14 protein-coding genes are annotated in these 15,292 nt (G+C 73.0%); 5 read left to right on the forward strand and 9 right to left on the reverse strand.

Annotated elements, in window-relative coordinates; all coding sequences use genetic code 11:
* Nucleotides 1–32: 32 nt before the first annotated feature.
* The 3 genes from ACQEVZ_RS46905 to ACQEVZ_RS46915 form a co-directional block, all read right to left on the reverse strand.
* Nucleotides 33–245: a hypothetical protein gene (locus ACQEVZ_RS46905; RefSeq protein WP_433380596.1), complete on the reverse strand. Its 213-nt coding sequence runs from the start codon at nucleotides 243–245 to the stop codon at nucleotides 33–35.
* A 47-nt stretch (nucleotides 246–292) separates the two neighbouring features.
* Nucleotides 293–2,545: a catalase gene (locus ACQEVZ_RS46910; protein WP_433380599.1), complete on the reverse strand. Its 2,253-nt coding sequence runs from the start codon at nucleotides 2,543–2,545 to the stop codon at nucleotides 293–295.
* Nucleotides 2,546–2,627: 82 nt separating this feature from the next.
* Nucleotides 2,628–3,119: a quercetin 2,3-dioxygenase gene (locus ACQEVZ_RS46915; RefSeq protein ID WP_433380602.1), complete on the reverse strand. Its 492-nt coding sequence runs from the start codon at nucleotides 3,117–3,119 to the stop codon at nucleotides 2,628–2,630.
* 58 nt (nucleotides 3,120–3,177) lie between these two features.
* On the opposite strand from ACQEVZ_RS46915, the gene ACQEVZ_RS46920 reads away from it, so the two are divergent.
* Entirely contained in the window at nucleotides 3,178–3,831 is a 654-nt protein-coding gene (locus ACQEVZ_RS46920) for a TetR/AcrR family transcriptional regulator (RefSeq protein ID WP_433380605.1), read from the forward strand.
* Nucleotides 3,832–3,856: 25 nt separating this feature from the next.
* On the opposite strand, the gene ACQEVZ_RS46925 is transcribed toward ACQEVZ_RS46920, so the two are convergent.
* Together ACQEVZ_RS46925 and ACQEVZ_RS46930 are read right to left on the reverse strand one after the other, a co-directional pair.
* The gene (locus ACQEVZ_RS46925; RefSeq protein WP_433380608.1) at nucleotides 3,857–4,456 is read right to left on the reverse strand and encodes a sugar O-acetyltransferase; all 600 of its coding nucleotides are present in this window, start codon (nucleotides 4,454–4,456) and stop codon (nucleotides 3,857–3,859) included.
* Between the two features lie 6 nt (nucleotides 4,457–4,462).
* The gene (locus ACQEVZ_RS46930) at nucleotides 4,463–8,512 is read right to left on the reverse strand and encodes a hypothetical protein (protein ID WP_433380611.1); all 4,050 of its coding nucleotides are present in this window, start codon (nucleotides 8,510–8,512) and stop codon (nucleotides 4,463–4,465) included.
* A 237-nt stretch (nucleotides 8,513–8,749) separates the two neighbouring features.
* Between ACQEVZ_RS46930 and ACQEVZ_RS46935 the strand changes: the two genes are divergently transcribed.
* From ACQEVZ_RS46935 to ACQEVZ_RS46945, 3 genes are all read left to right on the forward strand, one after another.
* A complete protein-coding gene (locus ACQEVZ_RS46935; RefSeq protein WP_433380614.1) occupies nucleotides 8,750–9,799 on the forward strand; it encodes an aldo/keto reductase in 1,050 nt (349 codons plus the stop codon).
* A gap of 63 nt (nucleotides 9,800–9,862) precedes the next feature.
* Nucleotides 9,863–9,997 carry a hypothetical protein gene (locus tag ACQEVZ_RS46940; RefSeq protein ID WP_433380617.1) on the forward strand — a complete coding sequence of 45 codons (135 nt, stop codon included), beginning with the start codon at nucleotides 9,863–9,865 and terminating at the stop codon, nucleotides 9,995–9,997.
* 50 nt (nucleotides 9,998–10,047) lie between these two features.
* Nucleotides 10,048–10,719: a GOLPH3/VPS74 family protein gene (locus ACQEVZ_RS46945; RefSeq protein ID WP_433380620.1), complete on the forward strand. Its 672-nt coding sequence runs from the start codon at nucleotides 10,048–10,050 to the stop codon at nucleotides 10,717–10,719.
* A gap of 32 nt (nucleotides 10,720–10,751) precedes the next feature.
* Here ACQEVZ_RS46945 and ACQEVZ_RS46950 read toward each other — a convergent pair whose 3' ends face one another.
* Both ACQEVZ_RS46950 and ACQEVZ_RS46955 read right to left on the reverse strand, forming a co-directional pair.
* Nucleotides 10,752–12,011 carry a hypothetical protein gene (locus ACQEVZ_RS46950; RefSeq protein ID WP_433380623.1) on the reverse strand — a complete coding sequence of 420 codons (1,260 nt, stop codon included), beginning with the start codon at nucleotides 12,009–12,011 and terminating at the stop codon, nucleotides 10,752–10,754.
* A 54-nt stretch (nucleotides 12,012–12,065) separates the two neighbouring features.
* Nucleotides 12,066–12,965, reverse strand: coding sequence for a septum formation family protein (locus ACQEVZ_RS46955; RefSeq protein ID WP_433380626.1), 900 nt, complete (start codon nucleotides 12,963–12,965; stop codon nucleotides 12,066–12,068).
* Between the two features lie 102 nt (nucleotides 12,966–13,067).
* Here ACQEVZ_RS46955 and ACQEVZ_RS46960 point away from each other — a divergent pair, with 102 nt between their 5' ends.
* The gene (locus tag ACQEVZ_RS46960; protein WP_433380629.1) at nucleotides 13,068–13,421 is read left to right on the forward strand and encodes a DUF7668 domain-containing protein; all 354 of its coding nucleotides are present in this window, start codon (nucleotides 13,068–13,070) and stop codon (nucleotides 13,419–13,421) included.
* Between the two features lie 69 nt (nucleotides 13,422–13,490).
* On the opposite strand, the gene ACQEVZ_RS46965 is transcribed toward ACQEVZ_RS46960, so the two are convergent.
* Together ACQEVZ_RS46965 and ACQEVZ_RS46970 are read right to left on the reverse strand one after the other, a co-directional pair.
* Entirely contained in the window at nucleotides 13,491–14,294 is an 804-nt protein-coding gene (locus ACQEVZ_RS46965; protein WP_433380632.1) for a hypothetical protein, read from the reverse strand.
* Nucleotides 14,294–15,115 carry a hypothetical protein gene (locus ACQEVZ_RS46970; protein ID WP_433380635.1) on the reverse strand — a complete coding sequence of 274 codons (822 nt, stop codon included), beginning with the start codon at nucleotides 15,113–15,115 and terminating at the stop codon, nucleotides 14,294–14,296. Before ACQEVZ_RS46970 ends, ACQEVZ_RS46965 begins: the two co-directional genes overlap by 1 nt.
* Nucleotides 15,116–15,292: the final 177 nt, after the last annotated feature.

Raw genomic sequence — 15,292 nt, forward strand, 5'->3', positions numbered from 1 at the left:
GGCCGTTATGCCGGTGCCGTGGTTCTCGGGCATCAGTCGCAGCCGCCGGTTGCCGGCGTGCCCGCGACCCGGCCGCCGATTCGTTCGGGGAGACCGGTGACCGCTCCGACGACGCACGCCGGCACCGACTCCGGCACCGGCGCAGCGGCCGGTTCGATCCGCTCGATCACCAGCGCCGTGGCAGCGAGCGCGGCGAAGGTCAGCACGAACGCACCCACCCCGAGCACCGCCCGCCGATGCGACACCCGGTCATCGTGCCACCGATCCCCGGCGCTCACCGCCCGCGCGGCGGTCAGACGATCGTGGCGGGGAACCGCTCCCAGACCCGGTGCGCGCCCATCAGCCGCAGCACGTCCGCGAAGACCTCCTCGGCGGCATCGCCGGTGACGACGCCCGGTGAGCCGGTGACGCCGGTCGCGGTCAGCACCGTGGTGCCCGCGCCCCAGGCGCCGATCGCCTTGGCGTGCCGCCAGCACTCCTCGACCAGCAGCAGGACCCGCGGGTCGACAGCGGCGTCGGCGGGCTTGGCGTCGCGGGACGGGGGCGCGTCGGGTGCGGGGACGGGCGCGCCGGCGAGCAGCAGGGCGTCGAACTCGATCGACCGGCCGGTGGCGAACGTCCGCTGCACCGGCAGGCCGCCGGCCATCCCGCCGTGCGGTGCGATCAGCAGCGGCACCATGCCGGCGGCGAACACGGCCTCGCGGAGGGCTCGTACATCGGCCATGTCGCCTTCAGGGTCGACGACGACGCCGACGGTGCGGCCGTCCGGCGGCCACACGCGACCCACCTGTGACAGGGCGGGGCTCGGCGTCACCGCGGCCACGGGCGCGGCCGGCTGCGGGGCGGGCAGGCCCAGCCCGGCGGCCACCTGCGCGCACAGCACCGGGTCGATGTTGGCGAGGGCCTGCAGCTGCCGTTCCTTGATCGCCTGCTCGTAGCACTTGCCGAGCTCGAAGGTGTACGCGCGGACGATGTGCTCCTGCTCCACCGGCGACATGCTGGCCCAGAACAGCCGGGCCTGGCTGAAGTGGTCGTCGAACGACGCCGGGTTGGCGCGGATCTTCGGCGCCTCCGCGACGGTCACCGGGGTGTCGGAGAAGGCGTGCTCGGCGTCGCCGGCGACGAAGGGGTTGCCTCCGTCGAGGGAGTTCGGCCGGTACGGTGCGACCCCGGCGTGCACGGCCTGCTGGTGGAAGCCGTCGCGGAGCATGTCGTTGACCGGCGCGTGCGGCCGGTTGATCGGGATCTGCGCGAAGTTCGGGCCGGCGAGCCGGGTGATCTGGGTGTCGAGGTAGGAGAACAGCCGCGCCTGCAGCAGCGGGTCGTTGGTGACGTCGATGCCGGGCGGCAGGTGGCCCGGGTGGAACGCGACCTGCTCGACCTCGGCGAAGAAGTCCCGCGGCGTCTGGTTGAGGACCATCTTCCCGACCGCCTGCACGGGTGCGAGCTCCTCCGGCACGATCTTCGTCGGGTCGAGCAGGTCGATCCCGGCGAACGTCTCCTCCGGCGTGTCCGGGAACACCTGGACGCACAGCTCCCACTCGGGGTAGGCGCCGGACTCGATCGCGTCGTACAGGTCGCGGCGGTGGAAGTCGGGGTCCATGCCGCTGAGCAGCTGCGCCTCCTCCCACACCAGGGAATGCACGCCGAGCTTCGGCTTCCAGTGGAACTTCGCCAGCACCGTCTCGCCGGCGTCGTTGACCAGCCGGAACGTGTGGATGCCGAAGCCTTCCATCATCCGGAACGAGCGGGCGATGCCCCGGTCGGACATGTTCCACATGACGTGGTGCTGCGCCTCGGTGTGCAGCGACACGAAGTCCCAGAACGTGTCGTGCGCGCTCTGCGCCTGCGGGATCTCGCGGTCCGGGTGCGGCTTGCCGGCGTGGATGATGTCGGGGAACTTGATGCCGTCCTGGATGAAGAAGACCGGCATGTTGTTGCCGACCAGGTCGAACGTGCCCTCCTCGGTGTAGAACTTCGTCGCGAAGCCCCTCGTGTCGCGCACGGTGTCGGCGGAGCCGCGGGACCCCAGTACCGTGGAGAACCGCACGAAGACGTCGGTCTCCTTGCCCTTCCTGAGGAAGCCGGCCCGGGTCAACGTGTCCGCGGTGCCGTAGCCGGTGAAGACGCCGTGCGCGCCGGCGCCGCGCGCGTGCACCACCCGCTCCGGGATCCGCTCGTGGTCGAAGTGCGTGATCTTCTCGCGGAGGTGGTGGTCCTGCAGCAGGGTCGGCCCGCGCGGCCCGGCCTTGAGCGAGTGGTCGGTGTCGCGCAGCCGCGCGCCCTGCGCCGTGGTCAGGTATGCGCCCTGCTGTCCGTTCGCCGCGGCCGGCGCGCCGGTCTTCTCCCCCGTCGGCGTGCGCGTGTCGGGGCCACCCTGGTCCTGCTTCGCCGGCAGCGGCGGCGCCGGTGCCGTCGGCTCCTCGACCGTCGGCGTCCCGCTGCCCGGTGACCCGGGCACGTCGGGCGTCAGCAGGTCGGCCACCTTCTCTGCGGCGGCTTCGACGGCGTGCTTGACGGCCTTCGCGGGCTTGCTGGTGACCATGGCGTGTACCTCCATGAAGTGGACTCATGCAGGCCTTCCGCGCTACCCGGGGCAGGTCCGGACAAACGTCTCCACGGCCCGTTCAGTGCCCGGGTGGGGGTCCGAGGAGCTCGATCGCGTGCTGGGCCGCGGCGTGGCCGAGAGCGACGGGATCGATCGGTCCGGGCTCGGGCAGCCGGGGTGCCCGCGCCGGCTCGCCGACCGCCGCGGCGAACCGGTCGAAACCCGACGGCGTGGTGATCTGCAGGGTGCGCAGGGGTTCGTCGGCGCCGACGACGAACGAGTGCGGCAGTCCCGTCGGCAGCAGGACGAAGTCACCCGGGCCTGCCGGCAGCAACTGCCCGTCGCAGTGGAACTGCGCCGTGCCGGACAGCACGTAGAACAGCTCGTCCTCCTCGAGGTGCCGGTGCAGCGGTGGCGCGAAGCCGGGCGGATTGACGAACTCGACGACCGTGAGACGCCCCCGCGTCTGCGCACCGGTCGCCTTGACCGTCACCAGGCTGCCGAGGAACCACAGCGCCTCACCCTCGCCGTCGCGCCGCACGTACGGACGGACCTGTTCCGTGTCTGACATGCCCCACTCCATTCGTCATACCGCTGTCTAATGAATACGTTGCTAGTATGGCGGAACCATGAGTGATGTCAACGGCAAGCCGCGGCGGCGGTACCAGTCGTCCGTCCGCGAGGAGGGCGCCCAGCGGACCCGCCGGGCGATCGTGGCCGCGGCCGGCGAACTGTTCGTCGAGCGCGGGTATGTCGTCACCTCGCTGGCCGAGATCGGCGCCGCCGCCGGCGTCGCCCGGCCGACCGTCTTCGCCGCCTTCGGCTCCAAGCCCGCCCTCCTCAAGCAGGTGCTGGACCAGGCGCTCGCCGGCGACGACGAGCCCGTGGCCGTCGCCGACAGGCCGTGGTTCCGCCCCGTCTGGGACGCCACCACGCCCGGCGCGGTCCTCGACGCCTACGCCGACGCGTGCGTCGTCATCGCCCGCCGCGCCGCGCTGCTGTTCGAAACCGTCCGCAGGGCGGCCGACGACGCGCCGGAGGTCGCCGAGCTGTGGGACACCCTGCAGCGCAACCGCCGGGCGGGCGCGGCCATGGTCGTCAGGCACGTCCAGACGCTCGGCGACCTCGCCCCGCCGCTCGACACGGAAACCGCGACGGACGTGCTGTGGATCTACAACGACCCGGGCCACCACGCGGCCCTGGTGTCACAGCGTGGCTGGCCCGAGGACGCGTTCCGCCGCTGGCTGGCCACCAGCATGCGCCGCGCGCTCCTGCCCGGCTGACCGCTTCCGGCCCGTCCGGCGGTGCTCAGTGCGTGGGGACGTAGCCGGTGCGGTCCGCGTCGGTGATCTGGCGCAGCACCCGGGCGGGGTTGCCCACGGCGAGCGCGCCGGCGGGCACGTCCCGGGTGACGACGCTGCCGGCGCCGACGACGGCGCCGTGGCCGACGGTCACACCGGGCAGGATCGTCACGCCGCCGGCGATCCACACGCCGTCGCCGATCGTGATCGGCCTCGCCCGGCAGCCGCCGGCCTTGCGCTCGGCGAGGTCCAGGGCGTGGTCGGCGGTGTAGAGGCCCACCTTCGGGCCGATCAGTACATCGTCGCCGATCGTGATGGGTGCGCCGTCGAGCATGACGCAGTCGAAGTTGGCGAAGAACCTCGCGCCGACGTGGATGTTCGTGCCGAACTCGCACCGGAACGTCGGCTCGAACTGCGCGCCCTCGCCGACGGTGCCCAGCACCTCGCGGAGCAGGGCCTCCCGTTCGGCCTGCGGTCGCCCGTACGCGGCGTTGTAGGCGTTGGTCGCCAGCACCGCCCGCTGCCGGGCGCCGATCAGCTCGGCGGTGAGGTCGTCGTACATCGCGCCGGTGGCGATGTGCGCGAACTGCTCGGAAAGGCTCGCCATGGGGGGTCAGGCTCCCGGGCACGGGTTGACGTAGGTCAGCTGTGGCACGAGCGTCCTCCATTCGTGCGGCGACAACGGCTTCTGGATGAGCCGGCACGCGGCGACCATCGGGTCGCCGGCGACGTGCCGCAGGGTCGGTGTCGTGCCTGGCTGGGCGGGGTTCTTCCAGACGGCGATCCAGTCACCGATACGCCCGTTCGTCCGGTAGACGCGGACCTCGCGGTAGTCGTCGCGCTTGCCCATCAGCTGGAGTTCGCCGGTCGAGACGTTCACTGCCTGTATCTTGCCCGCCACGGCCACGGATGCCCATCGGCCGTCGTCTGTGAGGTAGACCGGCGACGCCAAGGGACCGCCGAGCGGGACGATCCGCTGCTGGCCGGTGGCGAGCCGCACGATCCGGAGGCTGCCGTCCCGTTGCCCGAGCACGGCGACCTCGTCGCCGACCGCGACCGAGTTGTACTGGCCGCCGGGCCCGACGTACACCGGTGGCAGGTGCCGGCTCCGCACCGACCAGTTCCCGGAGGCGTCCGCCAACACGTCGCCGTTCATCAGCCTTTCGCCGGTGGCGGTGACCCGCGGCGGATCCTGGGTCAGGTCCAGTAGCCGCGTGGTGTCGCTGGAATCGGATCCGAGCAGCACCGAATCGCCATCGTCGAAGTCGATCGTGTCCACACCGGTCGCCACCGTCCGCCAGGCCGGCGGGTTCGCGCCGAAGTCGACAACCGAGACGACACCACCGCTGAGGACGACGGCACGGTCGTCGTGACCGGGCACGGCCGCGGCGTCGTCGTACTCGATCGAGCGGGCGGGCGCCGTCCCCACATCGACCAGTCGGTCGCCGACGAAGACGAGCCGTGGTCCGGAGACGGAGACAGTGGCGTCGGTGTCCGCAGCGCCCACGTAGCGCGGGCGACCCGGGTCGGCGGGATCCCAGAGCGTGATGGCGCCGGCAGCCGACGTGGTCACCAGGACCTCACCACTGGCGTCGGCGTCGAGCTTGGCGGTGGGGTCCGCGAGCGTCGCCACCCGGGGCGGTTCGGTCGCGAAATCGATGACGCGGACGTGGGTGCCGTCCCGACCGGCGGCGTACACCCACCGGGTGGCGTCGCTCGCCGTCTCCGTCACGTCGGTCGCCAGGAGTACCTCGCGCGCCGGCCACAACCGGGCATCGAAGACGGTCAGCCGCCCGTCCGGGTACAGACACAGCAGCCAGCCGCCTGGGCCGATGCTGAGCTCGGCCTCCTCATCGATGTGGGCGGACTCCAGCCGTGGATTCGACAGTTGCCACACCAGGCGGGGCAACCGCTCCGACACCGCCCAGGCACCGTCGTTGAACATGTCCGACAGCCCTCCGGTGTCACCCAGCGGGACCGGACCGGCCGCCGACGTGTCGGCAGGTCCCCACGCGGTGCCACGGCCGTCAGCGTCGTTGAACATGAGCCACTGGTCGCCTTCGACGATCTCGTTGGCCGCCTTCCGCCAGGTCAGCACCTCGCCCGTCGCGAGCAGGTCCAGGACGGAGCCGAGATCCAGCTTGGACGAGTCGTCGGAGTCCAGCTTCGCCGCGGCGGCGCGCAGCCGCAGCGCCGTCATCGGATCGGACTCCTGCAGGGTGTCCGCCTTGTCGATGAGCTCGGCCGCGTCGTCGCTGTCCTCGGCCGCGATCGCCGCCTCGAGACGGTCGCGGGCAACCGGGAACGACACCGTCACCAGCAGCGCCGGCAGCACGAGCATCGCCACCGCCGTGACGCCGAGGCGAGCGGCCCGTCGCGGTGGCGGGCGCTCACCGCGCAGGATCGCGCCGACCTCCGCGCCCGTCTCCACCAGCCGCCCGTAGCGGCCGGGGCGGTGCCCGGCGGCGAGGCGCTCCAGCAGGCGGGCGTGGCGGAACTGGTACACCGAACCCAGCTGCCGCAGGATCGCCCGCTCGTGCGCGTCCTCGAGGAACATGAACAGCCGCCACGGCAGCCGCCGCCACAGGACCAGCCACCCGTGCGCGATCATGTACGACACGCTCGGCGCGCCCGAGCCGAGCAGCACCGCGCCGAACGCGACCAGCGCTGCCCACGGCGCCGCCTCCAGCGGGGAGTCGGTCGACATCCCGGCGAACTGGACCAGCGACCCGCTGCTCATGCCGGACGTGACCATCGTGAGCAGCGCGTCGCCGAGGCCCGCGGTCACCGCGCAGCTCAACGCGGTGACGGTCAGGCTGATCAGGTCGCCGCGCAGCACCGTGCGCGGGGTGAGCGGGGTGTCGGCCTCGACCGGCGTGGCGAACCACCGCCCGACACCGACCGGCAGGCCGACGGTCGCGCCGACGACGAGCACCGTCAGCAGCCCGGCGATGAGGCCGCTGCGCAGGTCGCGCTCGGACACCCCGGCGACCACGCCCAGTGTGAGCCCGGCGGGCAGCCCGAACGCCAGGCCCATGCCGAGCCCGGAGACCAGCCGCGGCACCAGCAGGCCGGGGCGGGGCGCCGCCCGGTTCGGCGTGGAGCCGCGGCCCAGCGCCAGGCCCTGCAGGACCACGCTGAGCGCCATGCCGAGGCCGGTACCGAAGACCAGCAGCTGGATGAGCTGGTAGAGCAGGCCGATCCCGCCGGAGGTGGCGCGGCCGGCGAAGTACCAGCCGGTCGCCGCGCAGACGACGAGCGCGCCGGCGAGCCCGTCGCGGGCCGCCGCGCCGACGAGCCCCGTCCAGCGCCGCCGGCCGGTCGCGGGCGTGTTCGTGGCGGTCATGCCGCGGGCCGCGTTGAGCCCGGCCACCGTGCCGGCCGCGAGCCCGATCCCGGCGCCGAACAGGGCGTCCGGCGCCGCGCCGTACCCGAAGGGCTGCACGTATGCCGTAGCGGCGGCACCCACCGCCGCGATCACGGCCGCGACGGACCAGACCACCACCCCGGTCGGCACCGCCCGCGCCAGGTGCCACCAGGCGAGGTTCGGTGTCGCGAGCCGCTCCTGCAGATGCGCCGCCAGGAACGACAGCGCCCGCTCGGCGACCGGCAGGCGGGCGGCCGGGTACACCGTCGGCAGGAGCCGGTCGAGCAGGTGCTGCTGGATCGCGGGGACATCGGGCAGCGCGCACAGCTCCGCCGGCGTGGTGTGCGGCCGCTCGTAGACGGCCCGGGCGAGCGCCGTCATCAGCGGCGTCGACAGGGCGGTGGCGAGCGGACCCGCCGGCTCCTGCCGCATCCGCTCGACCACCTCACGCCAGCGGTCGGCGTCGACCTGCTCGCCGGTGATGAACGCGATCGAGTCGCTGACCCGGATGGGCCTGATGACCGCCAGCGCGGCGAGGCGCAGCGGCGCGACGTCGGCGAGCGCGGCGTTGAACTCGGCCCGCCGGCAGGTGACCACCGTCTGCAGCCCGCCGACCCCGGCAACGTCGTTGAGCGCGTCGAACACGTCCGGCAGCAGCCCGGCGGGCATCTCGTCCAGCCCGTCCAGTACCGGCAGGACCAGCCGCTCGGCCACCAGACGCGCGGCGGCGTCCGGGCCGTACCGTGCGGCGTCGGCGAGCTCCGGGTAGTCCTCGACCAGCCGCCGCGCGATCCACTCGTGCAGCGTCTCCTGGTCGGCGCGCCAGGCGGCGAGGCTCAGCAGGACCGGCACGGGCCGCTGCACGGACACCGGGTCGTCGTCCCGGCCGGCCGCGGCCAGCACGAACAGCATCGCCACGGTCGACTTGCCGGCGCCCGGCTCGCCGAGGATGACCAGCTGACGGTGCTGCAGCCGGCGGAACGCGTCCACCAGCGCGGCGGCCGGTTCCCGTCCGGTCGTCTCGTCGACGAGGTTGCCGGGCGTGATGGTCAGCGACGCCGGCCGGCCGGGCACGGCGTTCTCCCAGCGCAGCTGCAACGGCCGCGGGTGGCGCAGCCGGCGGTCCCCGACCTCTTCGTGCCACTGCTGGAGGATCTGCCGGCGCAGGAACCTCGCGGCCTCCAGCAGGCGTTGATGGTCGGGCGTGCCCGGCCCGGTCGCCGTGACGGACTGACGCCAGGCGATCGCCGCGAACACGAGCTGCCCGAGGCCCGCGACCAGGCCGATCGTGTCCACCGCGCGACCGAACGGCTGCAGGCCCCAACCGACGGTGATCGAGCCTGTGACGACAGCGACGGTGGCCAGCCACCGCCAGCGCGGACGCGGCACTCGCCGTGGACGGGATGGGGACACGGCGTCATCATGTCGCACCGCGGCGACCCCGGCCACCCAACATCATCTCGGGCGCTCGTGAACGACGTCGATGGTCTGGCGGTTGACCTGGAGTCCACTCCAGGTCCTACGCTGCGCGACATGCGATACCGCGCTCTCGGCCGGACCGGCATGCAGGTCAGCGTCCAGTGTCTCGGCACCATGATGTTCGGCGCCGTCGGCAACCCCGACCACGACGACTGCGTGCGGATCATCCACGCCGCACTCGACCAGGGCATCAACTTCGTCGACACCGCCGACATGTACTCCGCCGGCGAGTCGGAGGAGATCGTCGGCGAGGCACTGCAGGGGCGGCGGGACGACGTCGTGCTCGCCACGAAGGTGCACTTCCCGATGGGTGAGGGGCCGAACCGGGGCGGCAACTCGCGGCGCTGGATCGTGCGGGAGGTCGAGGACAGCCTGCGGCGGCTGCGGACCGACTGGATCGACCTGTACCAGGTGCACCGGCCCGACCCGACCACCGACGTCGAGGAGACCCTGTCGGTGCTCACGGACCTCGTGCGGCAGGGCAAGATCCGGGCGTTCGGCTGCTCGACGTTCCCCGCCGAGGAGATCGTCGAGGCGCACCACGTCGCGGAACGCCGGGCGCTGCACCGGTTCCGGACCGAGCAGCCGCCGTACTCGTTGCTGGCCCGCGGCGTCGAGAAGGACGTCCTGCCGGTCGCCGCCCGGTACGGGATGGGCGTGCTCACCTGGAGCCCGCTCGCGTCCGGGTTCCTGACCGGCCGCTACCGCAAGGGCGACCCGATCGACCTGTCCGCCGGGCGGGCCGCCCTGAACCCGGCCCGGTTCGACCCGTCGCTGCCGGAGAACGCCCGCAAGCTCGACGTGGTCGAGCAGCTCGTCGCCGTCGCCGAGGACCTCGGCTGCACGCTGCCGGAGCTGGCACAGGCGTTCCCGATCGCGCACCCCGCGGTCACGTCCGTCATCATCGGCCCGCGCACGATGGCCCAGCTGGACGCCTCGCTGAAGGGCGCCGGCCTGACCCTCGACGACGCCGCCCTCGACCGCATCGACGAGATCGTGCCGCCGGGCACCGACCTGTACCGGGCGGACGGCGCCTGGCGCCCACGGTCGCTGACGGACCCGGTCCTGCGCCGCCGCCCCGTCGCCGAACGCGCCGCGGCGTAAACGGGGCGGCGAGCGGGAGGGCGAACCCGTTAGGCTGGCCGGCTGCCGTACGGAAGGCCGAGCGTGACGACTGACCCAGTAGCCCTCCCGCAGTTCTGGCAACTCGCGTGGCGGGACGTCGATCCCGCCGCGCGTCCCGCGTTCGACCCGGCCGGTGTCGCGGACCTGGTGCGGGCGAACGGAGCTCCTCCCGCGTAATGACGCCGCCGCGTGCTGCGCGGGATGCGCGGACGGCTTACGGTGGGATCATGAGCGACGGTCTCGCGGATCACTTCCTGCTGCTGGCTCTCGACGACGAGGGCAACCACCTGGTCGGCGACCCGGCGCTCGACTACGGGCTCGCCGGGGCGGTGCTGCTCGACCTGATGCTGGCCGGGCGGATCGACCTCGCCGGCGACCAGGTCGTGGTCACCGACGCCACGCCGACCGGGGACCCGGTCGCGGACGCGGCCCTGGACCGTGTCGTGTTGGAGAAGAAGCCGCGCAAGCCCGACGCCTGGATTCAGCCGCTGGCCGACGGGCTGCGCGGGCGGCTGCTCGACCGGCAGGTCGAGGCCGGGGTGCTGCGCCGCGAGCAGGACCGGGTCCTGTGGGTGTTTCCCCGCACCCGGTACGCGTCGGCGACCGGCACCGAGCCCGCCGCCGAGACCGCGGTCCGGCGGGACCTCGCCGCCGCCCTCGACGGTGACGGTCCCGTGCCCGCGCGGACGGCGGCGCTGCTCGGGCTCGTGCAGGCGGTCGACCTCGCGCGGAAGCTGTTCCCCGGCCGGGACAAGAAGGAGCTGAAGGCGCGCATCGACGCGATCGGCAAGGACAACTGGGCCGCCGACGCCGTCCAGCAGGCCGTCGCCCGCATCCAGGCCCTCATCGCCTCGATGACCGCCGTCTCCGTCGCCACCACGGTCATCACCACCAGCTGATCAGGCGCCCCCGCGGTCAGCCGCCCCCGCTGTCAGGCGCCACCGGCTGGTCGGGATCGGCGGCGTTTGCGGAGGCGGACCAGGGCCGGGATCCACGGGGCGGTGCCGAGGACCGCGAGCAGGGTGAGCAGGGGCAGCCGCCACCACCAGTGGATGGTCTCCGGCGGCGCGGACGGTGTCTGGGCGACCCACGGCCGGGCGGTCTTCGACCAGGCGAGGAACGCGTCGCCGACCGGGACGAGGCCGAGGGCGTACCGCTTGGTCCACGGCGTGCCGAGCGGCAGGCCGGCCAGCTCGCCGTAGTTGGCCAGGGCCGCGGCGAGAGGGGCGTCGTGCTGCACCTGGGCGGCGCCGATGGTGACCACGGTCGCGGAGAGGCTGACGCCGAGCGGCAGCGGCCCCGAGTCGACGTCCGCCGGGCCGTCCAGACCGGCCGGGTACTCGCGCACGGCGGGGCCGAGGCCGAGCGGGCGCACGACGTACTGGTCGCGGAAGCGCAGGTACTGCTCGCGGGCGAACGCCGGATCGATGTCGCCGAGGAACCGGTGGATGATGCTCTGCGACGTCGCGCGGGCCACCTCGAGGGGCTCGCCGGTGGCGGGGTCCGCGCGGTGCGGCAGCAGGCCGGTCCTCGGGTCGAGCCGCTCGCGGGCGCCGGCGACCCAGCGGGTGACGGTCGCGCCGTACCGTGGCGGCAGCAGCGCATCGTGCAGCCGTAGCGACGCGATGGCGACGGTCGAGTCCACCGGCCACGCCTGGCCCGGATACGCCTGCAGGAACGGCGACGCCGACGCGTCGAACGCGGTGCCGAGCGCCTCGGCCGCCGCCGCGAACCGCGCCTGCTCCCCCGGGTCGCGCTGCCCGGCGGGTTGCAGGCTCAGCACGCCGCCGAGCAGCCAGTTGCTCCAGCCCTGGTAGAAGACGCCGTACGGCGGGGTGAGGCTCTCGCTGAACGGTGCCTTGCCGGCGGGGTCGTCGAGGTGCCGCCACGCCCACCGGGCCTCGCGCAGCGCCGTCGCCCGTTCGCCCGCGGGGCCGCGCATGCCGAGCTCGACCCAGGTCAGGCCGTACAGCGCATGAAGGAAGAAGTACCCCTCCGGGTACAGCTGCTGCGCGTCCTCACCGGCGCCGTCGTCGAGCGCGGCGCGCAGGAACGCCAGCTGCCGCCGCACCCCGTTCGGCTCGCCGCCCGTGCCGCCGGTGGCTGGCGCGACCAGCCGGACCGCACCCACCAGCGCACACACGCTGACAACCACAGCGACGGTACGGCGTACCCACCGCAGCCAAGACATCCGCTGATCTTAGGAGGCGCCGTCCATACGCTTCGTCCCCGGACGACGCCGCGGTCAGGCGGGCAGGTCGCCGGCCCCGCGGATGGAAACTGTGACCGGGTGCGGCAGGAACACCCAGCAGCGGCCGTAGTGGTCGCCGCCGGGCCACGTCGACGGTTCGCCGGTCGGCAGGAACCCGACGGTGACGGCACGGCTGCGCATCAGGTCGCCGGGCATCGCGGTGTACGCGAGGGCGCGGTCCCGGCACTGGTCCCCGAACGCCGCGTCGCGGGCCGCCGCGGTCTCCGGAAACGCGGGCGCCGCCGACTCGGCCACGCCGGCGAACTCCATGTCGTGCGGCTCCGTGCACGGGGTCCGTTTCGTGCCGGCCCACTCGTCGTCGGCGACGAACCTGACGGCACAGTTCAGGGTCAGGTCGTTGGACGGTCCGTGACCGGCCGGGTCGCCGTGCACCGAGCCTTCGCGGTCCCGGACGCTGTCGATGTCCCCGCCGAGCGCCACCACGTCGCAGCGGTACCAGCGGGCGCCCGCCTGCCACTGCTCGGCCGGCGGGGCGAACAGCAGCAGCGACACGTCCAGCGTCCGCCAGTCCGCGCCGAGATACTCCCCCGCCGTCCGCCCGCAGCCGGCGAACTCGCCCGTGAGCTCGGCCCGTTGCGGCGGCGCGTCACGGCGGGCGAGGGCCTTCGGGACGTGCCCGACGGCGACGGTCTCCAGCTGGTGCGGCACCTCGCAGGCCACACTCTCGGTCGGGGTCGCCTCGGCGGTGAGCACGACGTGCAGCCCGTGCCCCTGCCAGCACGCACCGACCGCCGGATCCGGCCCGCCGCGTGGCGGTGCGGGCTCGGCGGCGGGCTTGACGACCAGCGACAGCAGGACCGCGGCGAGCGGCAGCCCGAACATGACCACGTGCCGCCACCGCCGTGCCAGAACCTGCCGCCACCGCTGCACCATCGGCAGACTCTAACGACCTGCCCACCGGGCGGACCCAGCGGTCTCAGAGCTGTCGGAGCCGACTCGTAGACTCGGCCGACAGCTGACAGTGGGGTGGAGGGCGTGTTGGACGAGCTTCCGGTGCCGGACCGTTTCCGGCCAGTGCTGACCGCGATCGTCGACCGGCTCGTCGCAGGCGACTACGCCGGTGTCGCACGGGACCACAGCCCCTACCGCGACGACCCGGACCACGACCTCGGCCTCTGGGCGCGGGAGTACCCGGCGACGTTCGTTCCGCTGCCGCCCGCCGCCTGGGAGCACGCCACCGCGCTACAACTCGACGACGGCAGCGGCTGGGCGGTGGACGTGTCCCTGTGGTCACGCGAGGAGGGCCTGAGCGACATGACCCTCAGCACCTTCATCCGTGAGCACGACGGCGACATCCAGGTCGACGTCACCGACCTCCACGTGCTCTGACCCCACCCGCCAACCGACGAGGATGCCAGGGCCGCTACCGACCGTCGCGGTAGCGGCCCTGCCGGTGGGTCAGGCGAACTGGGCGAGCAGCGCCGCCGGGGCGGGCTGCACGTCCGTGGCGGCGGGCTTGCTGATCGAGACCGGCTTGCCGAAGTCCGCGAACGTCGACGTCACCGTCGACGGTGGGATCTGGCCGGCGCCGGGCATCTTCACCGTCAGCGAGGTGACGTAGCCTTCGGCGCTGACCGTCGCCTCGAACGGCACCGACTTCGCCACGTCGCCCATCTGCTGGAGCAGGGCGGCGGCGGCTGCCGGGATGTTGCGCTTGGTGGCGTCGAGCGTGCCCTTGTACGTGCCCGTGCCGGTCCGCTCGACCGACACGATCGTGTCAGCGAGGCCCTTGACGTTGGCCGGGTCGTCCGGGCTGCCGAGGCCCAGCTTGCTCAGCGACGTCTTGGTGCCGTCGATGTACATCCACTTCTTCGGGTCGACGCCCGGGATCGGCAGGCTCAGCTTCAGGTACAGGTCGGTGCCGACGACGATGACATCGCCGTTGATCTGCTGCCCCTGCGCGGTGATGGTCATCGTGCCGCTGTTGGCCTTCTTGGCAGGGTCGCTGGAGCCCGTCAACTTGCTGCTGGCCATCGCGCCTGAATCGGTCGTCGACGTGTACGTCACGGTGACGCCGCTCAGTTTGCTGAACGCGCTGGTCAGCTCCGCGCGCGCGTCGGCCGTCGGTGACGCCGCGGCACTGGTCGATCCGTTGGCCGCCGGCGCGACGTCGCCGTTCTGGTTCTTGTCGCCGCAGGCCGCGGTGACGGTGAGTGCGCCGGACAGCGCCAAAGCAAGCAGGACATTCCTGCGGGACTTCATCAGTTTCCTCCCATTGGGCGGCTCCGTGCCGCCTCGGCGAGGATAGTCACGGCGCCAGCAGGCCGCCGCACCCGGTGCTGGAAGCCGATCCGGAGGCGGTCCAGTTCGGTCTGGGTGCCGATGTCGGGGCGGTGCTCCGGGCGCTCGGCGTAGTGCCGTACGACGGTGGCGAGGAACTCGCGGTCGACGTGGTAGGTGTACACCAGGACGTCCAGTTGCCTGGCTCGTCCGGTGCGGCCGCGGTAGCGCAGCGGCATGGTCCTGCGGACCGTCGGCGGCGGGCCGCCCGGGAACAGGTCATGCCAGTCGATGCTCCGGGAACCCAGGAGATACCGCACCGTGAGACCGGTCGGGGTCAGCCGTACCGACGAGTTGGGCAGCCACACAAGAGCCAGCGCGAAGACGGCCAGCACGGCGGCCTCGACCACGAGAACGGGGACGAAGCCCAGCGGCGTCGACAGACGCATCCGGTAGCTGTCTGGCACTCGCTCCGTCGGTATCAGATTGGCGGCCATCATCATGAACACGATGGTCGCGATGCCGCGGTACATCGGCGACTCAGCTGCCACGAAGGCCGGCCGATCCAGGTCCGCGGACAGTGTGAACGTGGCGGGTCGGGGCCGCAGGCGCCGGGTCAGCCAGAGGAACGTGAGGACCGGCACGGCGACCGTCGACGCGAAGGCGATCAACCCGGCGTACAGGCCGAGGATCCCGGGTTCGATCCGCCAGGTCAGCGGCTGGATCACGAACTTGTCCAGCACGACGTAGCCGGCCGCGGAGACGGCGACGAGGATGGCGGTGACCCGCCAGGCAAGCGTCATGCCCGGACGGTGGACGGCCGGAGACCGGGCAACACCGGCGAGCCTGCCGCGGTGAACGCCGCCACGGCAACGACGGCGGCGGCGGCGATCTTCCAGGCGAGCGACATCGCCAGAGCGTAGGCGCCCGGCCGGAGCGCAGGCACCCGCCGAACGGCTCAGAGCCGCTCAGGGGCGGTT

Origin of the sequence: Dactylosporangium sp. CA-152071, assembly GCF_050936335.1 — a bacterium.
GTDB classification, from domain to species: Bacteria; Actinomycetota; Actinomycetes; order Mycobacteriales; family Micromonosporaceae; genus Dactylosporangium; species Dactylosporangium maewongense.